This is a genomic window from Nocardia sp. NPDC051832, assembly GCF_040681285.1.
Lineage (GTDB): Bacteria > Actinomycetota > Actinomycetes > Mycobacteriales > Mycobacteriaceae > Nocardia.
In genome coordinates, this window is sequence record NZ_JBFAYL010000001.1 from 184,490 (window position 1) to 201,323 (window position 16,834).

Here is a 16,834-nt window from a genome sequence, read left to right on the forward strand (position 1 = left end):
ACCGTACAATGCTGGTCAGACGAACTCCCGAAAGGGCGACGACGATGATGTCGGATTCCAGCAAGCCCACGTCGCGAAACGGCAGCGAAGTTTCGCGTATCGGACAATCCACGCGCCCCGAGCCCGACCGGCCCGCTCCGCCCGAGCGGAAATCCGCCCACCCGGCGCCGATCAAGGCGCTGCACCTGGGTTCCGGCGACCCGCTCCTGCTGCTGCACGGCTTCATGCTCTCGCCGCACTGCTGGGAGCAGACCGCCCACCGCCTGGCCACCCAGTGCGAGGTGTTCGCGCCGGCTTTCGCGGGCCACTGGGGCGGCGCCCCGGGCGACGGCTGGTCCACCGACATCTACACCCTGGCCGATCGCATCGAGGATCAGCTCGACGAAATGGGCTGGCGCACTTGTCATATCGCCGGCAATTCGCTGGGCGGCTGGGTCGGCATCGAATTGGCGCGCCGCGGCCGCGCCCGCACGCTCACCCTGATCGCGCCCGCCGGTGGCTGGAATGCCCCGTCCCTCACCCAATTCCGGGTCGGGCTGAAATTCCTCTCGCTGGTCCCGATCATCGAAATCGGCAAGCATGTCGGCGGATTCGTCAAACACAATCCGATTACGCACCGGCTCACCAAATTGCTGCTGGTCAAGAATTCCGCGGCCGTCGCCCGCGCCGATACCACCGCCGTCATCGAAGCGGCCCTGCACTGCCAGGCCATGCTGCCGCTGATCCTCGGCACCTTCCGCGCCCCGGCCCTGTCGGACCTGTCCGATCTGGCCACCCCGGTCCGACTGATCCTGGCCGAATACGACCGCGTCATCCCGAACCGCGTCTACGCCCGGCGCTACCTGAAGGAACTCCCCGACTCCGCCGACCGCATCCTGATGAACCGCGTCGGCCACGTCCCGATGCTCGAGGCGCCGGACCGCGTCGCCACCCTGATCGCCGAACACGTCTACGCCAGCCGCGGTCACCTGCGCGCCATCTGAACGACGAAGTTTCCACAGCTCAGAAAGTTATCCACAATCCGCATCAACGGGTAGATCTCACGATCGGCGCCGTCTAGCGTTGCCCGTCATGGGGAACTCAGAGACGAATCGAGCGGTCACACAGCTTCGCAACGACATCAACGACGTCTACAAAGAACTCGCCGAGTTGCGGACCATCGGCGAGAAGACCAACGCCATCGCCCGCCGCACACAGGTCCGAGTCCGCCATGGCCACCGCCAACTGGGCCGCCAGCTGGGCGCAGTAATCGCCACCCAGCGGCAGCACAGCGAGCTGTTGGGCACCCTCACCACCACCCAGCAGCAGCACAGCGAACAATTGGCCACCCTCACTGCCACGACGAATGAGATTCTCGAGCTGTTGAAGAATCCGCCGGTCAGGTAGTCCGGATCATCCTGCGGCGGGTCGCTCCGGTGCGGTGCGGGCCAGGAACGACAGGATGAGCCCGGCTATCTCCGCCGGGGTATCGAGCTGGGGGCAATGGCCGACTCCTGGGAGGATGGTGAGTTCGCTGGCGGGGAGCAGGGTGTGTAGGGCCCGTGCGGCGCTGACCGGGATGATGCGGTCTTTGGCGCCGTGCAGGATCAGGTGGGGGCAGGCGAGGGTCAATTCGCCGTGGCCGTCCGGGTTTTCCCGGGCGTAGCGGATTGCGTCGCCGCCACGGGCTGCCGCGGCGCGCATGGTGGGCACCGATCGGGTAGCGCTGGCGAGGAATTCGGCGTCGGCACGATAGCCGGGGCCGTAGACGAACAGCCGGACGGCGTGGTGCACACACCAGCGCACGAGCGGCTCGGGAACCGGGAGGGTGGCGAGCAGGCGGAAGAACCAGGTGTAGTCGCTGAGCCGGGCGGCGCGGGCCAGCCAGTGCCGGGCCATCACCGGTTCGTCCAGGGTGATCAGGGCGGTGACCAGGCCCGCGGTGTCCCGGGCCGCCGCGCGCAGCGCGGTGGCGGCGCCGAGTGAGTTCCCCACCAGCACAACGGGTCCCAGATCTGCGATGAGGGCATCGACGAAAGCTTCGAACTGGGGTGTGATCGGCCCCGGCAGGCGATCATCGGCCAGCCCGAAGCCGGGTAGATCGACCGCGCAGGCGCCACGGCCCGCCGCTTCGAGCTCGCGGAGTACGCCGCGCCAGGTGTCGGCGCTGTCGGCGTATCCGTGTAGCAACAGGATCGGTGTACCGGCGCCGGGCACGGACAGCACGCGAGTGCCGACGCCGTTGTACCTGCCGGTGGCTTCGGTGATCATCGTCCGGTCGCCCCTTTGCGACGGAGCGCACCGGAAACCGGTGCGCTGAAAGCCATCTGTGCGCGCCCCAGGGTGTGCACCGCACACCCCGGGGCCCGAAACTCACTGAGCCAGTAGACCCTTCGCGATATGCGTCACCTGGATCTCGTTACTACCCGCGTAGATCATCAGCGACTTGGCGTCCCGGGCGAGCTGCTCGACGTGATACTCGGTCATGTACCCGTTGCCGCCGAAGAGCTGGACCGCGTCCATCGCGACCTCGGTGGCCGCCTCGGAGGCATACAGCTTGATCGCCGAGGCTTCCGCGAGCGTCGGCGGCTTGCCGGCGCGGCCCCGCTCGAGCACGTTGAATACCATGTTCTGCACGTTGATCCGAGCCACCTCCATCTTCGCCAGCTTGAGCTGAACCAGCTGGAAGCGCCCGATCTCCTGGCCCCAGAGTTTGCGGTTCTTGGCGTAATCCAGGCAGAGCCGGTGACATTCGTTGATGATGCCCAGCGCCATGAACCCGACGCCGATGCGCTCGGCGGTGAAACTCGAACGGGCGCTTTCGCGGCCGTCGCCGCCCTTGTGCTCCTCGGTCTCCCCGAGCAGTCGGTCCTTGCCCAAACGCACGTTGTCGAAGAACAATTCGCCGGTCGGCGAGGAGTGCAGGCCCATCTTCTTGAACGGCTTGCCCTGGGTCAGACCCGCCATCCCCTGGTCCAGCACGAAGGTCAGCACCTTGCGTTCCCGCTTGTCGGCGCCGTCGCCCTCGTCGAGCTTGGCGTAGACCACCATCACGTCGGCGAACGGGCCGTTGGTGATGAAGGTCTTCTGCCCGTTGAGGATGTAGTCCTCCCCGTCCCGGCGGACGTAGGTCTTCATGCCGCCGAACGCGTCCGAGCCCGAGTCGGGTTCGGTGATCGCCCAGGCCGCCACCTTCTGCATGGTCACGATGTCCTTGATCCACCGCTCCTTCTGCGCGAGGGTGCCGCGCGAGAGGATGGTGGTGGCGCCGAGACCGATGGACACGCCCATGGCGGTGACCAAACCCATACAGACGCCGGACAATTCGCCGATCAGCACCGCCATCAGCGATTCCTGACCCGCGAACGGGCTGCCGCCGGAGGACTTCTCCTTCTTCTCCGGCTTGGGCTCACCCGCGGCGATGGCTTCCTCGATCTTGCGCTGCTTGCCCAGCAGTTTGTCGACCGCTTCGCCTCCCATGGCGTCGATCCCGAACTCGCTGAACAGTTTCCGGATGACCGGGTACGGCAGCATCTCGCCGCTGTCCAGGGCATCGAGATTCGGGCGGACTTCCTTGTCGATGAACGCGCGCACGGCATCGCGGATCATGACATCGGTCTCGGACCATTCGAACATCGTTGTTCTCCTACCAGTCGCGGATCAGGGGAGCCGGGCGGCGATGTCGTCGATCAGCCAGGGGCCTTCGGTTTCGATCGTCTTCACGTCGTGCCAGCCGGCCAGCTCGGAGATGGCGCCGCCCTGCACGGCGAACACCTTGCCGGTGATCGCGCACTTGTCCGAAGCCAAGTATGCGACCAGCGGGGAGATATTGGCGGGGCTGAACGCGTCGAAATCGCCCTCTTCGAGGTATTCGGCCTCCGCGGCCATGATCTCGCCCATGCCGGGGGTGGCCAGGGTGAGCCGGGTACGCGCGATCGGCGCGATGGCGTTGACCCGGACGCCGTAGCGCTGCAATTCGTCGGCCGCGACCAGGGTCAGCGCGGCGATGGCGGCCTTGGCGGCGCCGTAGTTGGCCTGGCCCGCGTTCGGCACGGTGACGCCGGACGCGGAGGCGGTGTTGACCACAGCGGCGTTGGGCTGGTTGCCCGCCTTGCTCTGCTCTTTCCAGTACGCCGAGGCGTGATGCAGCACCGCCGCGTGACCCTTGAGATGCACGGCGACGACGGCGTCCCACTGCGCCTCGTCCATGCCCGCGATGAACGCGTCGCGCAGGATACCCGCGTTGTTGATCACGATGTCGAGGCCGCCGAACTCCGAAATGGCCTGGTCGACAAGCTTCTTCGCGCCGTCCCAGCTGGCCACGTTCTCGGTGTTGGCCACCGCCCGGCCACCTGCGGCGATGATCTCGTTCGCGACTTCCTGCGCGGGGCCGACATCGGTGCCCTCACCGGCATTGCTGCCGCCGAGATCATTGACGACGATGGCCGCGCCCTCCCGGGCGAACAGCAGCGCGTGTTCTCGGCCGATGCCACGGCCCGCGCCGGTGACGACGGCGACTTTTCCTTCAAGAGCACCCATGGTGCGCGGCTCCTATTGCTGTGGATCCCGGCGTCCGCCGGGATGATGGGAAGTGGTGATCAGTCGGCGATTTCGGCGAGGCCGTCGCTGAGCACGACGTCTTCCCCGCGCACGGTCTCGAAGGCGTAGGTGGTGACGCCGTTTGCGGATCCCACCTTCCAGATTCGGGTCTCCAGGTCATCGCCGGGGAACACCATCTTGGCGAAGCGCACGGCAAATCGCTTGAGCCGGTTCACATCCGAACCCGCCACCTCGGTCAGCACCGCCCAGGACGCGAACGCCTGCGTACACAGACCGTGCGCGATGATCCCGGGCAGGCCCGCGTCCTTGGCGACCTGCTCGTCCAGGTGCAGCGGCACCGGATCACCGGAAGCCGGTGCGTAGCGGTAGGTCTGATCCAGATCGACGTGCTGCGGCACCACGGCTACCGGCTCTTGTTGCCGCAGCGCCTCGTCGAACTTGTGCGCGGGCGCGACCGCGCCGACCGTCTTGCCCGCGTCGATGCCGCGGAAGAACGCCGTCAGGTACTGCTCGTTGACGAGTTCGCCTGCCTCGGTGCGGCATTCGATGAGAATGGTGATCGTGCTGCCGTTGGACCGGCTGGTGTAGCCGACGGCCTTGGCCCGCGACACCAGCCGATCCCCCGGCTGGATCGCGCGGTGGAAGTGAAAGTCCTGCTCCCCGTGCACGACCCGGCCGAAAATATCCATCGGCGCGACGTCGATCACCGGCATCATCATCGCCTCGAACACCGGGACGATGGCGAAGACCGGCGAGGCGACCTTGCCCGCCAGGTGGGCTTCGATGGGATCGTTGGTGGCCGCGGCGTATTCGGCGATCCGTTCTCCACTGACGTCGAATCGCTCGTCGTCGCACCAGGTTTCCAGCCCGGAGTCGTCGAACTCCACCAGCCGGGTGGTCGTTTCCGTCATCGCGCGCTCTCCTCGGCTCGGGCGATCAGGCAGCCGTGGCGGCCAGGGCGTCCAGCTGCTCCAGCGACTTGTCGAGCTGCTTGAGCCCGTCCTTCTCGACCGCCTTGCCCAGCGCGCCCTTGATCAGCGCGCCTTCGAAATCGCCGGACACCTTCACCACGGAGCCGCCCTCGGCCTTGGGCTGGATATCGAAGGTGAATTCGGTCTTCACACCGGCCATGCCGACACCGCCGAGGGTCAGCGTGTTCGGCGAATCCACCGCCACCACAGTCCATTCCAGCTTGTTGGCCATGCCGAGCATGACGATCTTGGCGACCAGCTTGGCGCCCGCGGTCAGCGTGGCCGGCGGCTCCTCCATGAAGCGCTCGTGGATGGAGAACCACTTGTCCCAGGTCTGCGGGTCGGCGACGACCGCCCAGAGGGCTTCGGGGGTGGCGTTGACGTCCTTGGTGGCTTCGATGTGTCCCATGGGTTGGCTCCTTCGTCGTTGGTGGAAGATTCAGCGGTCGGCGCGCTGGTAGGCGGTGACGACCGCCGCGCCGCCGAGGCCGATGTTGTGTTGCAGTGCGGCCGTGACGTTCTCGACCTGCCGCTTGTCGGCGGTGCCGCGCAGCTGCCAGGTGAGCTCGGAGCACTGCGCCAAACCCGTCGCGCCCAGGGGGTGCCCCTTGGAGATGAGCCCGCCGGAGGGGTTCACGACCCACTTGCCGCCGTAGGTGGTCTGGTTCTCGTCGATGAGCTTCCCGGCCTCGCCCTCACCGCACAGTCCCAGCGCTTCGTAGAGCAGCAGTTCGTTGGCGGAGAAGCAGTCGTGCAGCTCGATGACCTGGAAGTCCTCGGCGCCCAGCCCGGCCTGGTCGTAGACCTTGCGCGCGGCCTGGACGTTCATGTCGTAGCCGATCAGGTTCTTGGCGGTGCCGTCGAAGGTGGAGCCGAAGTCGGTGGTCATGGTCTGACCGACGATCTCCACCGCTTGGGCCGCCAGATCGTGCTTGTTCACGAAGTCCTCGCTGGCCAGGATGACCGCGCCGGAGCCGTCGGAGGTCGGCGAGCACTGCAACTTGGTCAACGGCTCGTAGATCATCCGCGAGCCCAGGATGTCCTCGAGTGAATACGCGTCCTGGAACTGCGAGTACGGGTTGTTGACCGAATGCTTGTGGTTCTTGTACCCGATCTTGGCGAAATGCTCGAGCGTGGTGCCGTATTGCTTCATGTGCTCGCGGCCGGCCGCGCCGAACATCCACGGCGCCACCGGAAACAGCACCTCGGAGATCTCGGCGAGCGCCATGATGTGCTTGGCCATCGGCTGTTCCCGGTCGTCCCAGGTGGAGCCGAGCGAGCCGGGCTGCATCTTCTCGAAACCCAGCGCCAGCGTGCATTCCGCCAGCCCGCCCCGGATCGCCTGCGCCGCGAGGTAAAGCGCGGTGGAGCCGGTGGAGCAGTTGTTGTTGACGTTGACCACCGGAATGCCGGTCATGCCCAGTTCGTAGACCGCGCGCTGACCGGAGGTGGATTCGCCGTAGACGTAGCCGACGTAGGCCTGCTCGACCTCGCGGTAGTCGATGCCGGCGTCGGCGAGCGCCTTGGTGCCCGACTCCCGTGCCATATCCGGGTAATCCCAGTCGGTGCCGTCTTCGTTCTTGCGGCGGCCCGGCTTCTCGAACTTCGTCATGCCGACGCCGACGACGTAGACCTTGTTCGTCATCGAACTCCTCAGGTTCTGACCGGTCCGTGTGGACCGAGCTGTCACAAACATACAGAGATGCATGTAACTGCACAAGACTCCAGAGCCAGCGGTGCCCAGAAGTCGCGATTTAGCCAGGCTGTAGCCGCAAGAGACACATACAGCTGAACGTGTATGTACTGCGCGAACACGCCCGTCAACCAGTCGCAACACAACTGATCGCAGCCCGCAAACCGGGCGAATGTGACCTCACTCACAACTGGAATCGATTAACAGCGGCGTAATGGTTCGGAAATTCCCCGTCCACATCGGCACGCGAAGTTCACAGGGTTGCTTCGTGTTTGGTGAGGGGATGAGGAGAAGAACGTGGTCGATGTAGACACCCGCTCGACGAACGCCGAGGGAATAGCGGCGGCGAAAGAAACCCTGGAGGACTACACCCTCCGGTTCGCGCCCCGCAGTTACCGGAAGTGGAGCCCGGCGGTCGTCGGCATCTCGGCCCTGGGCGGTATCGCCTACCTGGCCGATTTCGCCATCGGCGCGAATATCGGAATCGCACACGGCACCGGAAACGCGCTGCTCGGCATCGCCATCTTCTCGATTGTCGTCATGCTGACCGGCTTTCCGCTCGCCTATTACGCCGCGCGCTACAACATCGATCTCGACTTGATCACGCGCGGTAGCGGATTCGGTTATTACGGGTCGGTGGTCACGAATATCGTGTTCGCGTCCTTCACCTTCATCTTTTTCGCGCTCGAGGGTTCGATCATGGCGCAGGGCCTGGAACTCGGGCTCGGAATTCCGTTGTGGCTCGGTTATCTCCTGTCCACGGTGCTGATCTTTCCGCTGGTCATCTACGGCATGAACACGCTGGCCAAACTGCAGGTATGGACCACGCCGCTGTGGCTGCTGCTGATGGTGCTGCCGTTCGGCTTCCTGGTCGTGCGCCATCCCGAGTCGGTGGACGCGTTCTGGTCCTACGGCGGCAAAGACGGTGCGGGCGTGAGCATCTCGGGCACCCTGCTGGCCGCCGGCGTCTGCCTGTCGCTGATCGCGCAGATCGCGGAGCAGATCGACTACCTGCGCTTCATGCCGCCGCGCACGCCGGAGAACGCACGCAAGTGGTGGACCTGGATGCTGCTGGCCGGACCGGGCTGGGTGCTCTTCGGCGCGATCAAGCAGGTCGTCGGCCTGTTCCTCGCGGTCTATCTGATCGCGAATCTACCTGCGGCCCAAGGCATCGCGAACCAGCCGGTGCACCAGTTCCTGGAGATCTACCAGGACATGGTGCCGGGCTGGCTGGCCATGACGCTGGCGGTGGTGCTGGTCGTGATCAGCCAGATCAAGATCAACGTGACCAATGCCTACTCCGGCTCGCTGGCCTGGACCAACTCCTACACCCGGGTCACCAAGACCTACCCGGGCCGACTGGTCTTCCTGGGCGTGAACCTGGCGATCGCGCTGATCCTGATGGAAGCCAACATGTTCGACTTCCTGAACAACATCCTCGGTTTCTACGCCAACTGCGGCATCGCCTGGATCGTCACCGTCGCCACCGATATCGCGATCAACAAGTACGTCTTGAAGATCTCGCCGAAGGTCCCGGAGTTCCGGCGCGGCATGCTCTACGACTTCAACCCGGTCGGCCTGGTCGGCTTCGGGCTCTCGGCGGTGCTGTCGATCATGACCTTCTTCGGCCTGTTCGGTGAGCTGCTGAAGCCGTACTCCCCCATTGTCGCCGTGCTGGTCGCGTTCGTCGCGACGCCGCTGACCGCGATCCTCACCAAGGGCAAGTACTACCTGCGCCGCACCGACGACGGCATCGAACTGCCGATGTTCGACGAGCACGGCAACCCGACCGGCGAGACGCTGACCTGTGTGGCGACCGGCATGGAGTTCGAGCGCCCGGACATGATCGCCTCGGCGGTGCCGGGTCCGGCCGGCGAGATCCAGTACATCAGCTCACTGGCGCTGTCGACGGACAAGAACGGCCTGCACCTGCTGCCCCGCCAGCACTAGGCACGCGCAGGCCGCGGCAGGCGAATGACGTTCGCCTGCCGCGGCCTGCGGCGTCTCAGTCGACGAGCCGGATGCCGGGCAGCGACACCTTCGCGGCTTCCCGCAGATGCACCGACGCGCGCTGCCAACGCCGGTGCGCGCGTTCGGGATCGGAGTCGATGAAGCTCGAGACCAGGATCCCGCGCAGCGCGTCCATCGCGGTGTAGACGAAATCGCGGGCGTCCCTGCGGGTTACCTCATCCGGCACGTACTGCGCCAGCGCCATCAGCACGGCATTGTTGACGAACGGCTCGACCTTGCCCGCCGCGGCCGCGAGCACCGGATCGGTGCGGCCCGCCACCCACAGCTCCATGGCCGCGATGAACAGCGGGCCCTGATGCAGCTCCCACAGGAAATCCAGCACAGTGGCGATGGGATCCGGCCCGGCCTTGATCCGGCCGATCTCCTGCATGGCCGCCTCGGTGCGCCGCTGGGCGAGATGGCTGATAGCGGCCACGACCAGATCGTTCTTCGACCCGAAGTGATGCACCTGGGCGCCGCGCGTGACACCCGCACGCTCAGCGACGCGCGGGGTCGTCGTCCCGGCATACCCGAATTCGACCAGACAGTCGATGGTGGCGTCGAGCAGCCGCGTGCGCATCTCACTGCTACGCTGCTCCTGCGTCCGGCGCGGCTTCTTCGCGCCACCTAAGATCCTGGTCATCCGCGCATTCTAACACTTACATACAGATCTGTATGTTCTCAGTGCTGAGCCGGCGCCGAGCGGCGCGCGGCCCACACCGTGCCGGTGAACAGCAGCACGCCCGCGACCGCCAGGCCCGCGCCGACCACGGCGGGCGCGGTGTAGCCGAGGCCCGCGGCGATGACCAGGCCACCCAGCCAGGCACCCGCCGCGTTGGCGATGTTGAGCGCGGCGTGGTTGAGGGCCGCCGCCAGGGTTTGCGCGTCGGCGGCGACATCCATGAGCCGGGTTTGCAGGCCGGGTGCCAAGGCCGCGCCGGAGGCGCCGACCAGGAACGCGCCGATGCCCGCGGTGATCGGATTGTGGGCGGCGGCGACGAAGCCCGCCAGGATCACCGCCATCGCGATCAGCGCCAGGAACACCGACCGGTCCACGCCTCGGTCGGCGAGCACACCGCCGACGATATTGCCCGCGATCATCCCCAGGCCGAACAGCATCAGCACGATCGGGACCAGGCCCGCGCGCAGGCCGGCCACATCGGTGAGCGTGGTGGTGATGTAGGTGTACACGGCGAACATGCCGCCGAAGCCGACCGCGCCGACCGCCAGGGTGAGCAGCACCTGCGGACGGCACAGGGCGCCGAGCTCGGTGAGCGGGCTGGTGGTCTTGAATCCGGTGAGTTCCGGGACGAAAGCGAGCAGGGCGGCGATCGTCGCCAAGCCGATGACCGCGACCACCAGGTACGCGTCGCGCCAGCCCAGATGCTGGCCGAGCCAGGTGGCGCCGGGAACGCCGACAACGTTGGCGGCGCTCAACCCGAGCATAACCGCGGCTACCGCCTTGGCCCGCTGCCCCGCAGGTGCGAGGCTGGCCGCGGCCAGCGACGCCACGCCGAAATAGGCGCCGTGCGGCAGCCCCGAGACGAACCGTGCGGCCAGCAGCGCCGGAAAGGTCGGCGCGAAGACGGTGGCGGCATTGCCGATGGTGAAGGCCACCATCAACAGCACCAGCAGCCGTTTGCGGGCCATCCGCGCGCACAGCGCGGCGATCAGCGGCGCGCCGACCACGACACCCAGCGCGTACGCCGAAACCGCGTGTCCGGCCGTCGGCTCGGACACGTCCATGGCCGCGGCGATGTTCGGCAGCAAACCCATCGACACGAACTCGGTGGTGCCGATCCCGAAGCCACCGAGCGCCAGCGCCAGCATGGCGGGGATATGCCAGCTGGTCCGCTCGGGCGCGGGCGGGGCTACGGTCGGCGAAGTCACACAGAGGTCAACTACTCGGCGGCCGGATTCGCTCCCCGGCTGCCGGTGAGCTTGCCCACGATGTGCTCAGACGCCGCCGGGAAAGCCGTGTTGCCGCCACGCCTCGTAGGTCACGACCGCCGCCGCGTTCGACAGATTCATCGAGCGCCGGCCCGGCAGCATCGGGATGCGCAGGTGCGCGGTGAGGTGCGGGTCGTCGAGGACCTCGGCGGGCAAGCCGGTGGGCTCGGTGCCGAACAGCAGGATGTCCCCCGCCTGGTAGTCGACTTCGGTGTAGTGCGTGGCGGCCTGGGTGGTGAACGCGAAGACCCGTTCCGGCCGCAGCGCCGCCCAGGCGGCGGCGAGATTCTCGTGCACCGTCACCGACGCCAGGTCGTGGTAGTCCAGCCCGGCGCGGCGCAGCTTCGCCTCGGACAGATCGAATCCGAGCGGTTCGACGAGATGCAGTTCGCACCCGGTCCCCGCGACCATGCGGATCGCGTTGCCGGTGTTACCCGGGATCGCGGGCTCATGAAACATCACTCGGAACACCCGATCAGTCAACCAGACGGCAGGACCGGTGCCGCCGGGTTACTGAGTGCGCGGTTCCGGCAAGGCGCAAACGCCGCCTTCGGCCATGCCGGTGGGGCGGACACCGAGGCCCTGGTTGATGCGGGCGCGCTGGTTCTCCCAGGCGATGGCGGCGGCCAGTTCGGCGAGCTGTGCCTTGGACAGGTGGGTGAGCAGCTCGGTGCGCACGTCGTCGAGGTCGATCGCGGGCGTGGCGGTCATGGCCTCGGCGAAGGAGATGACGAGTTTCTCCAGATCGTTGTAGGCGGCGCTGGTCCGGTAGCGGGGCAGATCGATGAGCTGTTTCTCGGACAGCCCCGACGATTTCGCCAGCGCGGAGCCGATGTCGAGGCAGAACTCGCAGTTGATCAGGCCCGCGGTCTTCAGTTCGGCGAGCTCCTTGAGCCTCGGGTCGAGCCGATTGCTGAAGAGCAGCATGGTCTCGTAGACCGCGACCGCGAAGCCGATCAGCGGGCGGCGCGCCAGCCAGCCGGGCAGGTCGGATCGGTTCCGCTTGGCCTGCCGAAAAGCGCTGGCGTAGTGGTGGATTCGCGTGAGTGCGCGCATGACCTGTACCCCCATGTACTCGGTGTCTTCTGCTCACCGTACGCCTTAACTACAACCCGTAGTAGCCCTTTCGGTGCGACGCCCGTCACCACGGCGCACCGGCTCCGGACCGATAGGCTGCTCCCATGCCGAGCACAGCACACAATCCGGCCGGATCCGAGCCGCCCGCACCAGGTTTCGCGCACGCGACCGTCGCCACCGGCAGCCGCATCGTGCATCTGTCGGGGCAGGTCGGCGTCGACGCCGCCGGTCAGGTGGTCCCGGGCGGGCTGGCCGCGCAGACCACGCAGGCCCTGATCAACCTCGGGCGCGCGCTCGAGGCGGCGGGTGGCAAGGCCGCGGATCTGGTGAGCGTCCGGTTCTACGTGGTGGATTGGGATCCGTCGAAGTTCGAGGCGCTCGGCGCGGCGGGTGCGGCGGCCCGGGAACACTACGAGTTCCCGGAAACCGCCGTCACCCTGGTGGGCGTGGCCGCGCTCTTCACGCCCGAGCATCTCATCGAGATCGAAGGCGTCGCGGTCCTGGACTGACGGCACCGTGAGGGGCGGTGGCCGGGTGCCGGACGGGCCTGCAAGAATCGGCGGCGTGAGCGACGACTCCATCGAACGGCACCCGAACACCGCGGGATGGCAGTTCCTGCGCGTGCATTTGCCGATGGTGCTGGTGGCCGCGGTCATCGTCGTGGCCGTGGTGTTCGTGGCCTGGGACCGCTGGCGTCGTGGCGCCTTCTTCTTCGGCGGCGCCACCCTGCTGGCCGCCGCCCTGCGCCTGGCCCTGCCCACCGAACGCGTCGGCTTGCTCGCGGTGCGCAGCAAGCCATTCGACGTCGCCGCGCTCACCTTGCTCGGCACGGCCATCCTCTTCATCGCCGCCACCATCAAAACCCTCGGCGTGCAGTGATCACCCCGGATACCGCTCGCTGAACACCAGTTCCGCGCGCGGCCGGCGACCCGGGTGCGGCGGGACGACGTCGGTGTAGCCGATCGTCACCAGTACCGCGATCGCCAGATCCGGCCGATCCTCGATGCCGATCGCCTTCCGCACCAGATCCGGATCCCACCCGTTCATCGGCGCCGAGGCCAGACCGAGGCTGGTGGCGGCGAGCATGACGTAGGTGGCGGCGATCATCGAATTCTTGATCGCGTTCTCCCGCAGCAGCTCCCGCTCGCGCAGCTCATGGAACTCGGCCCGCGATTCGAACAGCGCCGCGAACTCCGGATTCCACGCACCGTTGCGCACCGCCAGGTCGGCGATATCGGTATTGGGCCGCTCCCAGGCCCCGATCTCGGCCACGAAGACCAGCACCACCGGCGCCTCGGCGGGCTGCGGCTGACCGTGCGCGGCGGCCGACAGCTCCTGCCGCCCGGCCGCGCTGGTCACCGCGATGATCTTGCGGTCCTGCATGTTCCAGGCGGTAGGGGCCTCGACAGCGAGTTCGAACAGTTCGTCGAGTATCTCAGTCGGCACTGGATCAGGGCGGTAATGCCGGACGGTGCGGCGGGTGCGGATCTCGGCAAGGTGCCTACGTATCTGACCGACACCGGACTTCCCGCCGATGTCTACTCCGCTAAATGCCCGACTCGCCAGGTGCTCGACCGGGTAGCGGGCAAGTGGACGGTGCTCATCGTGGACGCACTCGCCGACGGCACCCTGCGCTACACCGACCTGCGGCACCGCATCGAAGGCGTCTCCCAGAAGATGCTGACGCAAACCCTGCGCCAACTCGAGGCCGACGGATTCGTCTCACGCACAGTGCATCCCACCGTGCCGCCCAGGGTGGAGTACACGCTCACCGAACTAGGCCACAGCCTGCGTACTCCCATCGCGGCGCTGCGGGAATGGATCGAAACCAATATCAACCGGATCGAGGCGGCGCGGCGCGAGGCAGCGAAATGACCATGAAAGGTCAGTTGAGAGGCATCGCCGTGGCGATTACCCGGCGTAAAGTCGAGCCATAGCCTATTAAGGTGCCGTCCCTGACCGGCGGCCGGTCCAGTGCACCGACCCAGCGTAGGGAGACGGCATGCCAGGCAACTTCGATGGCATCGACTGCGGCCTGTTCCCGCTGTGGACGGTCGCCGCCTACGTCCACGGCGACGGTGCCGCTCCGGTCGGCACGGCCAGCGCCCGCGACCTGTCCATGGCCGCCGGGTTGGTGTGCGCGTATCTGCCTGTTCCCCAGGCGGATTTCGCCGGCTACTACCTGATCGCCACCCGGACCAACTCCTACGACGGCTATTTCGGCAACGGTGCGCCCCACCCCACCTGGACGAGCACGCCGTCCCACGACGCCGACGGCTGGGCCGCCGGGCCGTGGAGCGCGCTCGAAACGTCGTGAGCCGACCCCGTCGAGCGACCTTGCGAGCAGTCGCTACCGGTTCTCCCGCGCCAGCCGCATGGTCTCGATCAGCAGCTTGGACACCGCGGCCGCCTCGGTGAGGAAGCCGTCGTGGCCGTCGCGTGAGTGCACGACCTCGAGCCGGGCGCAGCCGGGCAGGGCGTCGGCGAGTTCCTGCTGAGTGCGCAGCGGGTAGAGCCGGTCGGAGTCGACGCCGCCGACCACGCACGGCACCGGCGTCGCGGCCAGCGCGGCCTCGACGCCGCCCCGACCGCGACCCACATCGTGCCGGTTCATCGCCTCGGTGAGCAGCACGTAGGTGGCGGGATCGAAACGGCCGCACAGCTTCTGGGCCTGATGCTCCAGGTAGCTCTGTACCGCGTAGCGGCCGCCGCGCCACGGATCCTCGGCGCCCTGCGCGTGGTTCTCGAAGCGGTGGTCCAGCTCGCCCTCGGTGCGGTAGGTCAGGTGCGCGATACGCCGCGCCAGCCCCATGCCCGTCATCGGCGCGCGGCCGGTGTCGTGATAGTCGCCGCCCTGCCAATCCGGGTCGGCCTTGATGGCGGCGATCTGGGTGGTCTGAGTGCCGATCTGATCGGCGGTGGCGCGCGCGCCGACCGCGAGCACCAGCGCCGCCGCCACCCGATCCGGAGCTCCGACCATCCATTCCAGCACTCGCATGCCGCCCATCGAGCCGCCGACGACCGCGGCCAGGCGGTCGATGCCGAGCAGATCCATCAGGGCGACCTCCGCGGTCACCTGATCGCGGATGGAGATCTCGGGAAACCGCGCACCCCAGGGCTTTCCGTCCGGCGCCGAGGTAGCGGGGCCGGTGCTGCCCTTGCAGCCGCCGAGCACGTTGGTGGCGATGACGCACCATTCGTCGGTGTCGATCGGCGCGCCGGGGCCGACCATGCCGTCCCACCAGCCGGGTAGCTGATGCAGGTCGTCGGGGGCGCCGATGACGTGCGAGTCACCGGTCAGGGCGTGCTCGACCAGCACCACGTTGTCCAGGGCGGGCGAGAGCTCGCCCCAGCGCTGCACCGCGAGCTGGACGTCGGGAACCACGGCGCCGTTCTCCAGGCGCACGTCACCGATCGGGATCAGGCCGAGGCGGCCGTCCGGGGCGGGCAGCAGGCATCGGGTGTTCGGTTCGGTCCCCACAGTCACGCCGTCTGACCGATCATCGCGCGGGAACACGCCGCCAAGGGGGACGGCAGCCAGCGGGGTGGGCAAACACAGTGGTGGCGAAAAGTTGCACACATGTGGGGACCTCCTGAACAGCGCGCTTGCCCTCGTCTTTCGAGAGCCAGGTCATCACCCGGAGCACCCCACCGCTGCTGGAGGGTTGCCGACCAGCGAGCCGGGGCTTCGCGCTGGCACTCATGACCTGACAAACATGGTAGCTGGCGGTCCGTCGACGGTTGAAATCACCTCGACAAGATCACCCGGCGAGCCGGAGTACCCCTGGTAGGCGATTACTTCCAGGAATCACAACAGAGCCGGCGAAGCTCGGCGAAGGCGGCGCGCACCGTCGAGCCGGTGGCGGCCGCCGCCTGCTCCGGATCCCCGGTGAGGATCAGTTCCTGATCTTCGGCGAAGGCGATGTGGCACATCATCTGCCAGGTCGCGATCGCCAGCCGCACGGTCAGGGAGCCGGGTGCGGCATCCAGGCGTTCGGCGAGCGCCAGGGCGAGCGCTTCGGATTTGCGGTCACCGAATTCCATCGCCCGGGTGTTCACCGCCGGGCTGCTGCGCACGATCCGCTGCATCTTCTGGAATCGGCGCAGCGAGATGGGTGCGTCCGCCTCGGCGCGGGCGCCGCGCTCGACCGTGTCCAGGAACGCGTCGCTCAGCGCTTGCAGCGGGTTGCCGAACTCCGGCAGCGCCCGCAGCTTGGCGGCGACGGCCTGGCCGAAGTCCTCCACCGGGCCGAGGATGATGTCCTCTTTGATCTCGAAATACCGGTTGACCGTGCGCGGCGAGACATCCGCCGCGTCGGCGATCTGCTCCACGGTCGTCGCTTCGAAGCCATGTGCGTCGCACAGATCCAATGCGACCTCGATGATGCGCGCCCGAGTCTGCTGCTTCTTGCGTTCGCGCAGGCCGGCGGGTGCTGCGGCGCCGGTCGGTGAGTCGAGCATGCCCAACCATAACTCAGCCCAGGCGCAACCCTGTCCGAATGAGTCAAATGTCGCACTACGACATTTTTCTCTTGACGCCAAAAGTCGCACGATGCCAGGATCGTCTGCGTACTTCCGAAACAGCTCGTCCCAG

General features: G+C 67.1%; 20 protein-coding genes and 1 riboswitch. Of the genes, 7 read left to right on the plus strand and 13 right to left on the minus strand.

Annotated features, from left to right (window positions below):
- Positions 1 to 44 precede the first annotated feature (44 nt).
- Together AB0M14_RS00865 and AB0M14_RS00870 are read left to right on the plus strand one after the other, a co-directional pair.
- Positions 45 to 983, plus strand: a complete 939-nt coding sequence (locus tag AB0M14_RS00865; RefSeq protein WP_364986719.1) for an alpha/beta hydrolase — start codon at positions 45 to 47, stop codon at positions 981 to 983.
- 88 nt (positions 984 to 1,071) lie between these two features.
- Positions 1,072 to 1,386 carry a hypothetical protein gene (locus AB0M14_RS00870; RefSeq protein ID WP_364986722.1) on the plus strand — a complete coding sequence of 105 codons (315 nt, stop codon included), beginning with the start codon at positions 1,072 to 1,074 and terminating at the stop codon, positions 1,384 to 1,386.
- A 6-nt stretch (positions 1,387 to 1,392) separates the two neighbouring features.
- Here AB0M14_RS00870 and AB0M14_RS00875 read toward each other — a convergent pair whose 3' ends face one another.
- From AB0M14_RS00875 to AB0M14_RS00900, 6 genes are all read right to left on the minus strand, one after another.
- Positions 1,393 to 2,250 carry an alpha/beta hydrolase gene (locus AB0M14_RS00875; protein ID WP_364986725.1) on the minus strand — a complete coding sequence of 286 codons (858 nt, stop codon included), beginning with the start codon at positions 2,248 to 2,250 and terminating at the stop codon, positions 1,393 to 1,395.
- Between the two features lie 102 nt (positions 2,251 to 2,352).
- Complete coding sequence (locus tag AB0M14_RS00880; RefSeq protein ID WP_364986728.1) at positions 2,353 to 3,615, minus strand: acyl-CoA dehydrogenase family protein; 1,263 nt, start codon at positions 3,613 to 3,615, stop codon at positions 2,353 to 2,355.
- Between the two features lie 24 nt (positions 3,616 to 3,639).
- Positions 3,640 to 4,518 (minus strand): SDR family oxidoreductase, encoded by an 879-nt coding sequence (locus AB0M14_RS00885; RefSeq protein ID WP_364986732.1) that lies wholly within the window; start codon positions 4,516 to 4,518, stop codon positions 3,640 to 3,642.
- A 59-nt stretch (positions 4,519 to 4,577) separates the two neighbouring features.
- Positions 4,578 to 5,450, minus strand: coding sequence for a MaoC/PaaZ C-terminal domain-containing protein (locus tag AB0M14_RS00890; RefSeq protein ID WP_364986736.1), 873 nt, complete (start codon positions 5,448 to 5,450; stop codon positions 4,578 to 4,580).
- A gap of 25 nt (positions 5,451 to 5,475) precedes the next feature.
- Positions 5,476 to 5,919 carry an SRPBCC family protein gene (locus tag AB0M14_RS00895; protein WP_364986739.1) on the minus strand — a complete coding sequence of 148 codons (444 nt, stop codon included), beginning with the start codon at positions 5,917 to 5,919 and terminating at the stop codon, positions 5,476 to 5,478.
- A gap of 30 nt (positions 5,920 to 5,949) precedes the next feature.
- Positions 5,950 to 7,155 carry a lipid-transfer protein gene (locus tag AB0M14_RS00900; protein WP_364986742.1) on the minus strand — a complete coding sequence of 402 codons (1,206 nt, stop codon included), beginning with the start codon at positions 7,153 to 7,155 and terminating at the stop codon, positions 5,950 to 5,952.
- 345 nt (positions 7,156 to 7,500) lie between these two features.
- Here AB0M14_RS00900 and AB0M14_RS00905 point away from each other — a divergent pair, with 345 nt between their 5' ends.
- On the plus strand, positions 7,501 to 9,153 hold the full coding sequence (locus tag AB0M14_RS00905; RefSeq protein WP_364986745.1) for a hypothetical protein: 1,653 nt from the start codon (positions 7,501 to 7,503) through the stop codon (positions 9,151 to 9,153).
- A 55-nt stretch (positions 9,154 to 9,208) separates the two neighbouring features.
- Here AB0M14_RS00905 and AB0M14_RS00910 read toward each other — a convergent pair whose 3' ends face one another.
- The 4 genes from AB0M14_RS00910 to AB0M14_RS00925 form a co-directional block, all read right to left on the minus strand.
- A complete protein-coding gene (locus tag AB0M14_RS00910) occupies positions 9,209 to 9,856 on the minus strand; it encodes a TetR/AcrR family transcriptional regulator (protein WP_364986749.1) in 648 nt (215 codons plus the stop codon).
- A gap of 38 nt (positions 9,857 to 9,894) precedes the next feature.
- Entirely contained in the window at positions 9,895 to 11,103 is a 1,209-nt protein-coding gene (locus tag AB0M14_RS00915; protein ID WP_364986754.1) for an MFS transporter, read from the minus strand.
- A gap of 66 nt (positions 11,104 to 11,169) precedes the next feature.
- Positions 11,170 to 11,634 carry a tRNA (cytidine(34)-2'-O)-methyltransferase gene (locus AB0M14_RS00920; protein ID WP_364986758.1) on the minus strand — a complete coding sequence of 155 codons (465 nt, stop codon included), beginning with the start codon at positions 11,632 to 11,634 and terminating at the stop codon, positions 11,170 to 11,172.
- A gap of 39 nt (positions 11,635 to 11,673) precedes the next feature.
- Positions 11,674 to 12,219: a carboxymuconolactone decarboxylase family protein gene (locus tag AB0M14_RS00925; RefSeq protein WP_364986761.1), complete on the minus strand. Its 546-nt coding sequence runs from the start codon at positions 12,217 to 12,219 to the stop codon at positions 11,674 to 11,676.
- A 125-nt stretch (positions 12,220 to 12,344) separates the two neighbouring features.
- Here AB0M14_RS00925 and AB0M14_RS00930 point away from each other — a divergent pair, with 125 nt between their 5' ends.
- On the plus strand, positions 12,345 to 12,749 hold the full coding sequence (locus tag AB0M14_RS00930; protein ID WP_364986764.1) for a RidA family protein: 405 nt from the start codon (positions 12,345 to 12,347) through the stop codon (positions 12,747 to 12,749).
- A gap of 124 nt (positions 12,750 to 12,873) precedes the next feature.
- The gene (locus AB0M14_RS00935) at positions 12,874 to 13,119 is read left to right on the plus strand and encodes a DUF3017 domain-containing protein (protein WP_364991177.1); all 246 of its coding nucleotides are present in this window, start codon (positions 12,874 to 12,876) and stop codon (positions 13,117 to 13,119) included.
- Here the strand turns inward: AB0M14_RS00935 and AB0M14_RS00940 are convergent, their stop codons facing one another.
- A complete protein-coding gene (locus tag AB0M14_RS00940) occupies positions 13,120 to 13,686 on the minus strand; it encodes a nitroreductase family protein (protein ID WP_364986767.1) in 567 nt (188 codons plus the stop codon). It lies immediately after the preceding gene.
- Positions 13,687 to 13,701: 15 nt separating this feature from the next.
- Here AB0M14_RS00940 and AB0M14_RS00945 point away from each other — a divergent pair, with 15 nt between their 5' ends.
- Positions 13,702 to 14,115, plus strand: coding sequence for a helix-turn-helix domain-containing protein (locus tag AB0M14_RS00945; RefSeq protein WP_364986770.1), 414 nt, complete (start codon positions 13,702 to 13,704; stop codon positions 14,113 to 14,115).
- 127 nt (positions 14,116 to 14,242) lie between these two features.
- Positions 14,243 to 14,557 (plus strand): hypothetical protein, encoded by a 315-nt coding sequence (locus tag AB0M14_RS00950; RefSeq protein ID WP_364986773.1) that lies wholly within the window; start codon positions 14,243 to 14,245, stop codon positions 14,555 to 14,557.
- A 33-nt stretch (positions 14,558 to 14,590) separates the two neighbouring features.
- On the opposite strand, the gene AB0M14_RS00955 is transcribed toward AB0M14_RS00950, so the two are convergent.
- Together AB0M14_RS00955 and AB0M14_RS00960 are read right to left on the minus strand one after the other, a co-directional pair.
- Entirely contained in the window at positions 14,591 to 15,727 is a 1,137-nt protein-coding gene (locus AB0M14_RS00955) for a homoserine O-acetyltransferase (protein WP_364986777.1), read from the minus strand.
- Between the two features lie 110 nt (positions 15,728 to 15,837).
- Positions 15,838 to 15,948, minus strand: a riboswitch (SAM riboswitch).
- 87 nt (positions 15,949 to 16,035) lie between these two features.
- Positions 16,036 to 16,701, minus strand: a complete 666-nt coding sequence (locus tag AB0M14_RS00960; protein WP_364986780.1) for a helix-turn-helix domain-containing protein — start codon at positions 16,699 to 16,701, stop codon at positions 16,036 to 16,038.
- Between the last annotated feature and the right edge of the window lie 133 nt (positions 16,702 to 16,834).

What these genes read in the sequence shown, in the direction of transcription:
- AB0M14_RS00885 (WP_364986732.1), bottom strand. Translation starts at nt 4,518, where the DNA reads ATGGGTGCTCTTGAAGGAAAAGTCGCCGTCGTCACCGGCGCGGGCCGT.
- AB0M14_RS00895 (WP_364986739.1), bottom strand. Translation starts at nt 5,919, where the DNA reads ATGGGACACATCGAAGCCACCAAGGACGTCAACGCCACCCCCGAAGCC.
- AB0M14_RS00930 (WP_364986764.1), top strand. Translation starts at nt 12,345, where the DNA reads ATGCCGAGCACAGCACACAATCCGGCCGGATCCGAGCCGCCCGCACCA.
- AB0M14_RS00875 (WP_364986725.1), bottom strand. Translation starts at nt 2,250, where the DNA reads ATGATCACCGAAGCCACCGGCAGGTACAACGGCGTCGGCACTCGCGTG.
- AB0M14_RS00950 (WP_364986773.1), top strand. Translation starts at nt 14,243, where the DNA reads ATGCCAGGCAACTTCGATGGCATCGACTGCGGCCTGTTCCCGCTGTGG.
- AB0M14_RS00935 (WP_364991177.1), top strand. Translation starts at nt 12,874, where the DNA reads ATGGTGCTGGTGGCCGCGGTCATCGTCGTGGCCGTGGTGTTCGTGGCC.
- AB0M14_RS00865 (WP_364986719.1), top strand. Translation starts at nt 45, where the DNA reads ATGATGTCGGATTCCAGCAAGCCCACGTCGCGAAACGGCAGCGAAGTT.
- AB0M14_RS00960 (WP_364986780.1), bottom strand. Translation starts at nt 16,701, where the DNA reads ATGCTCGACTCACCGACCGGCGCCGCAGCACCCGCCGGCCTGCGCGAA.
- AB0M14_RS00900 (WP_364986742.1), bottom strand. Translation starts at nt 7,155, where the DNA reads ATGACGAACAAGGTCTACGTCGTCGGCGTCGGCATGACGAAGTTCGAG.
- AB0M14_RS00890 (WP_364986736.1), bottom strand. Translation starts at nt 5,450, where the DNA reads ATGACGGAAACGACCACCCGGCTGGTGGAGTTCGACGACTCCGGGCTG.
- AB0M14_RS00925 (WP_364986761.1), bottom strand. Translation starts at nt 12,219, where the DNA reads ATGCGCGCACTCACGCGAATCCACCACTACGCCAGCGCTTTTCGGCAG.
- AB0M14_RS00870 (WP_364986722.1), top strand. Translation starts at nt 1,072, where the DNA reads ATGGGGAACTCAGAGACGAATCGAGCGGTCACACAGCTTCGCAACGAC.
- AB0M14_RS00880 (WP_364986728.1), bottom strand. Translation starts at nt 3,615, where the DNA reads ATGTTCGAATGGTCCGAGACCGATGTCATGATCCGCGATGCCGTGCGC.
- AB0M14_RS00910 (WP_364986749.1), bottom strand. Translation starts at nt 9,856, where the DNA reads ATGACCAGGATCTTAGGTGGCGCGAAGAAGCCGCGCCGGACGCAGGAG.
- AB0M14_RS00945 (WP_364986770.1), top strand. Translation starts at nt 13,702, where the DNA reads ATGCCGGACGGTGCGGCGGGTGCGGATCTCGGCAAGGTGCCTACGTAT.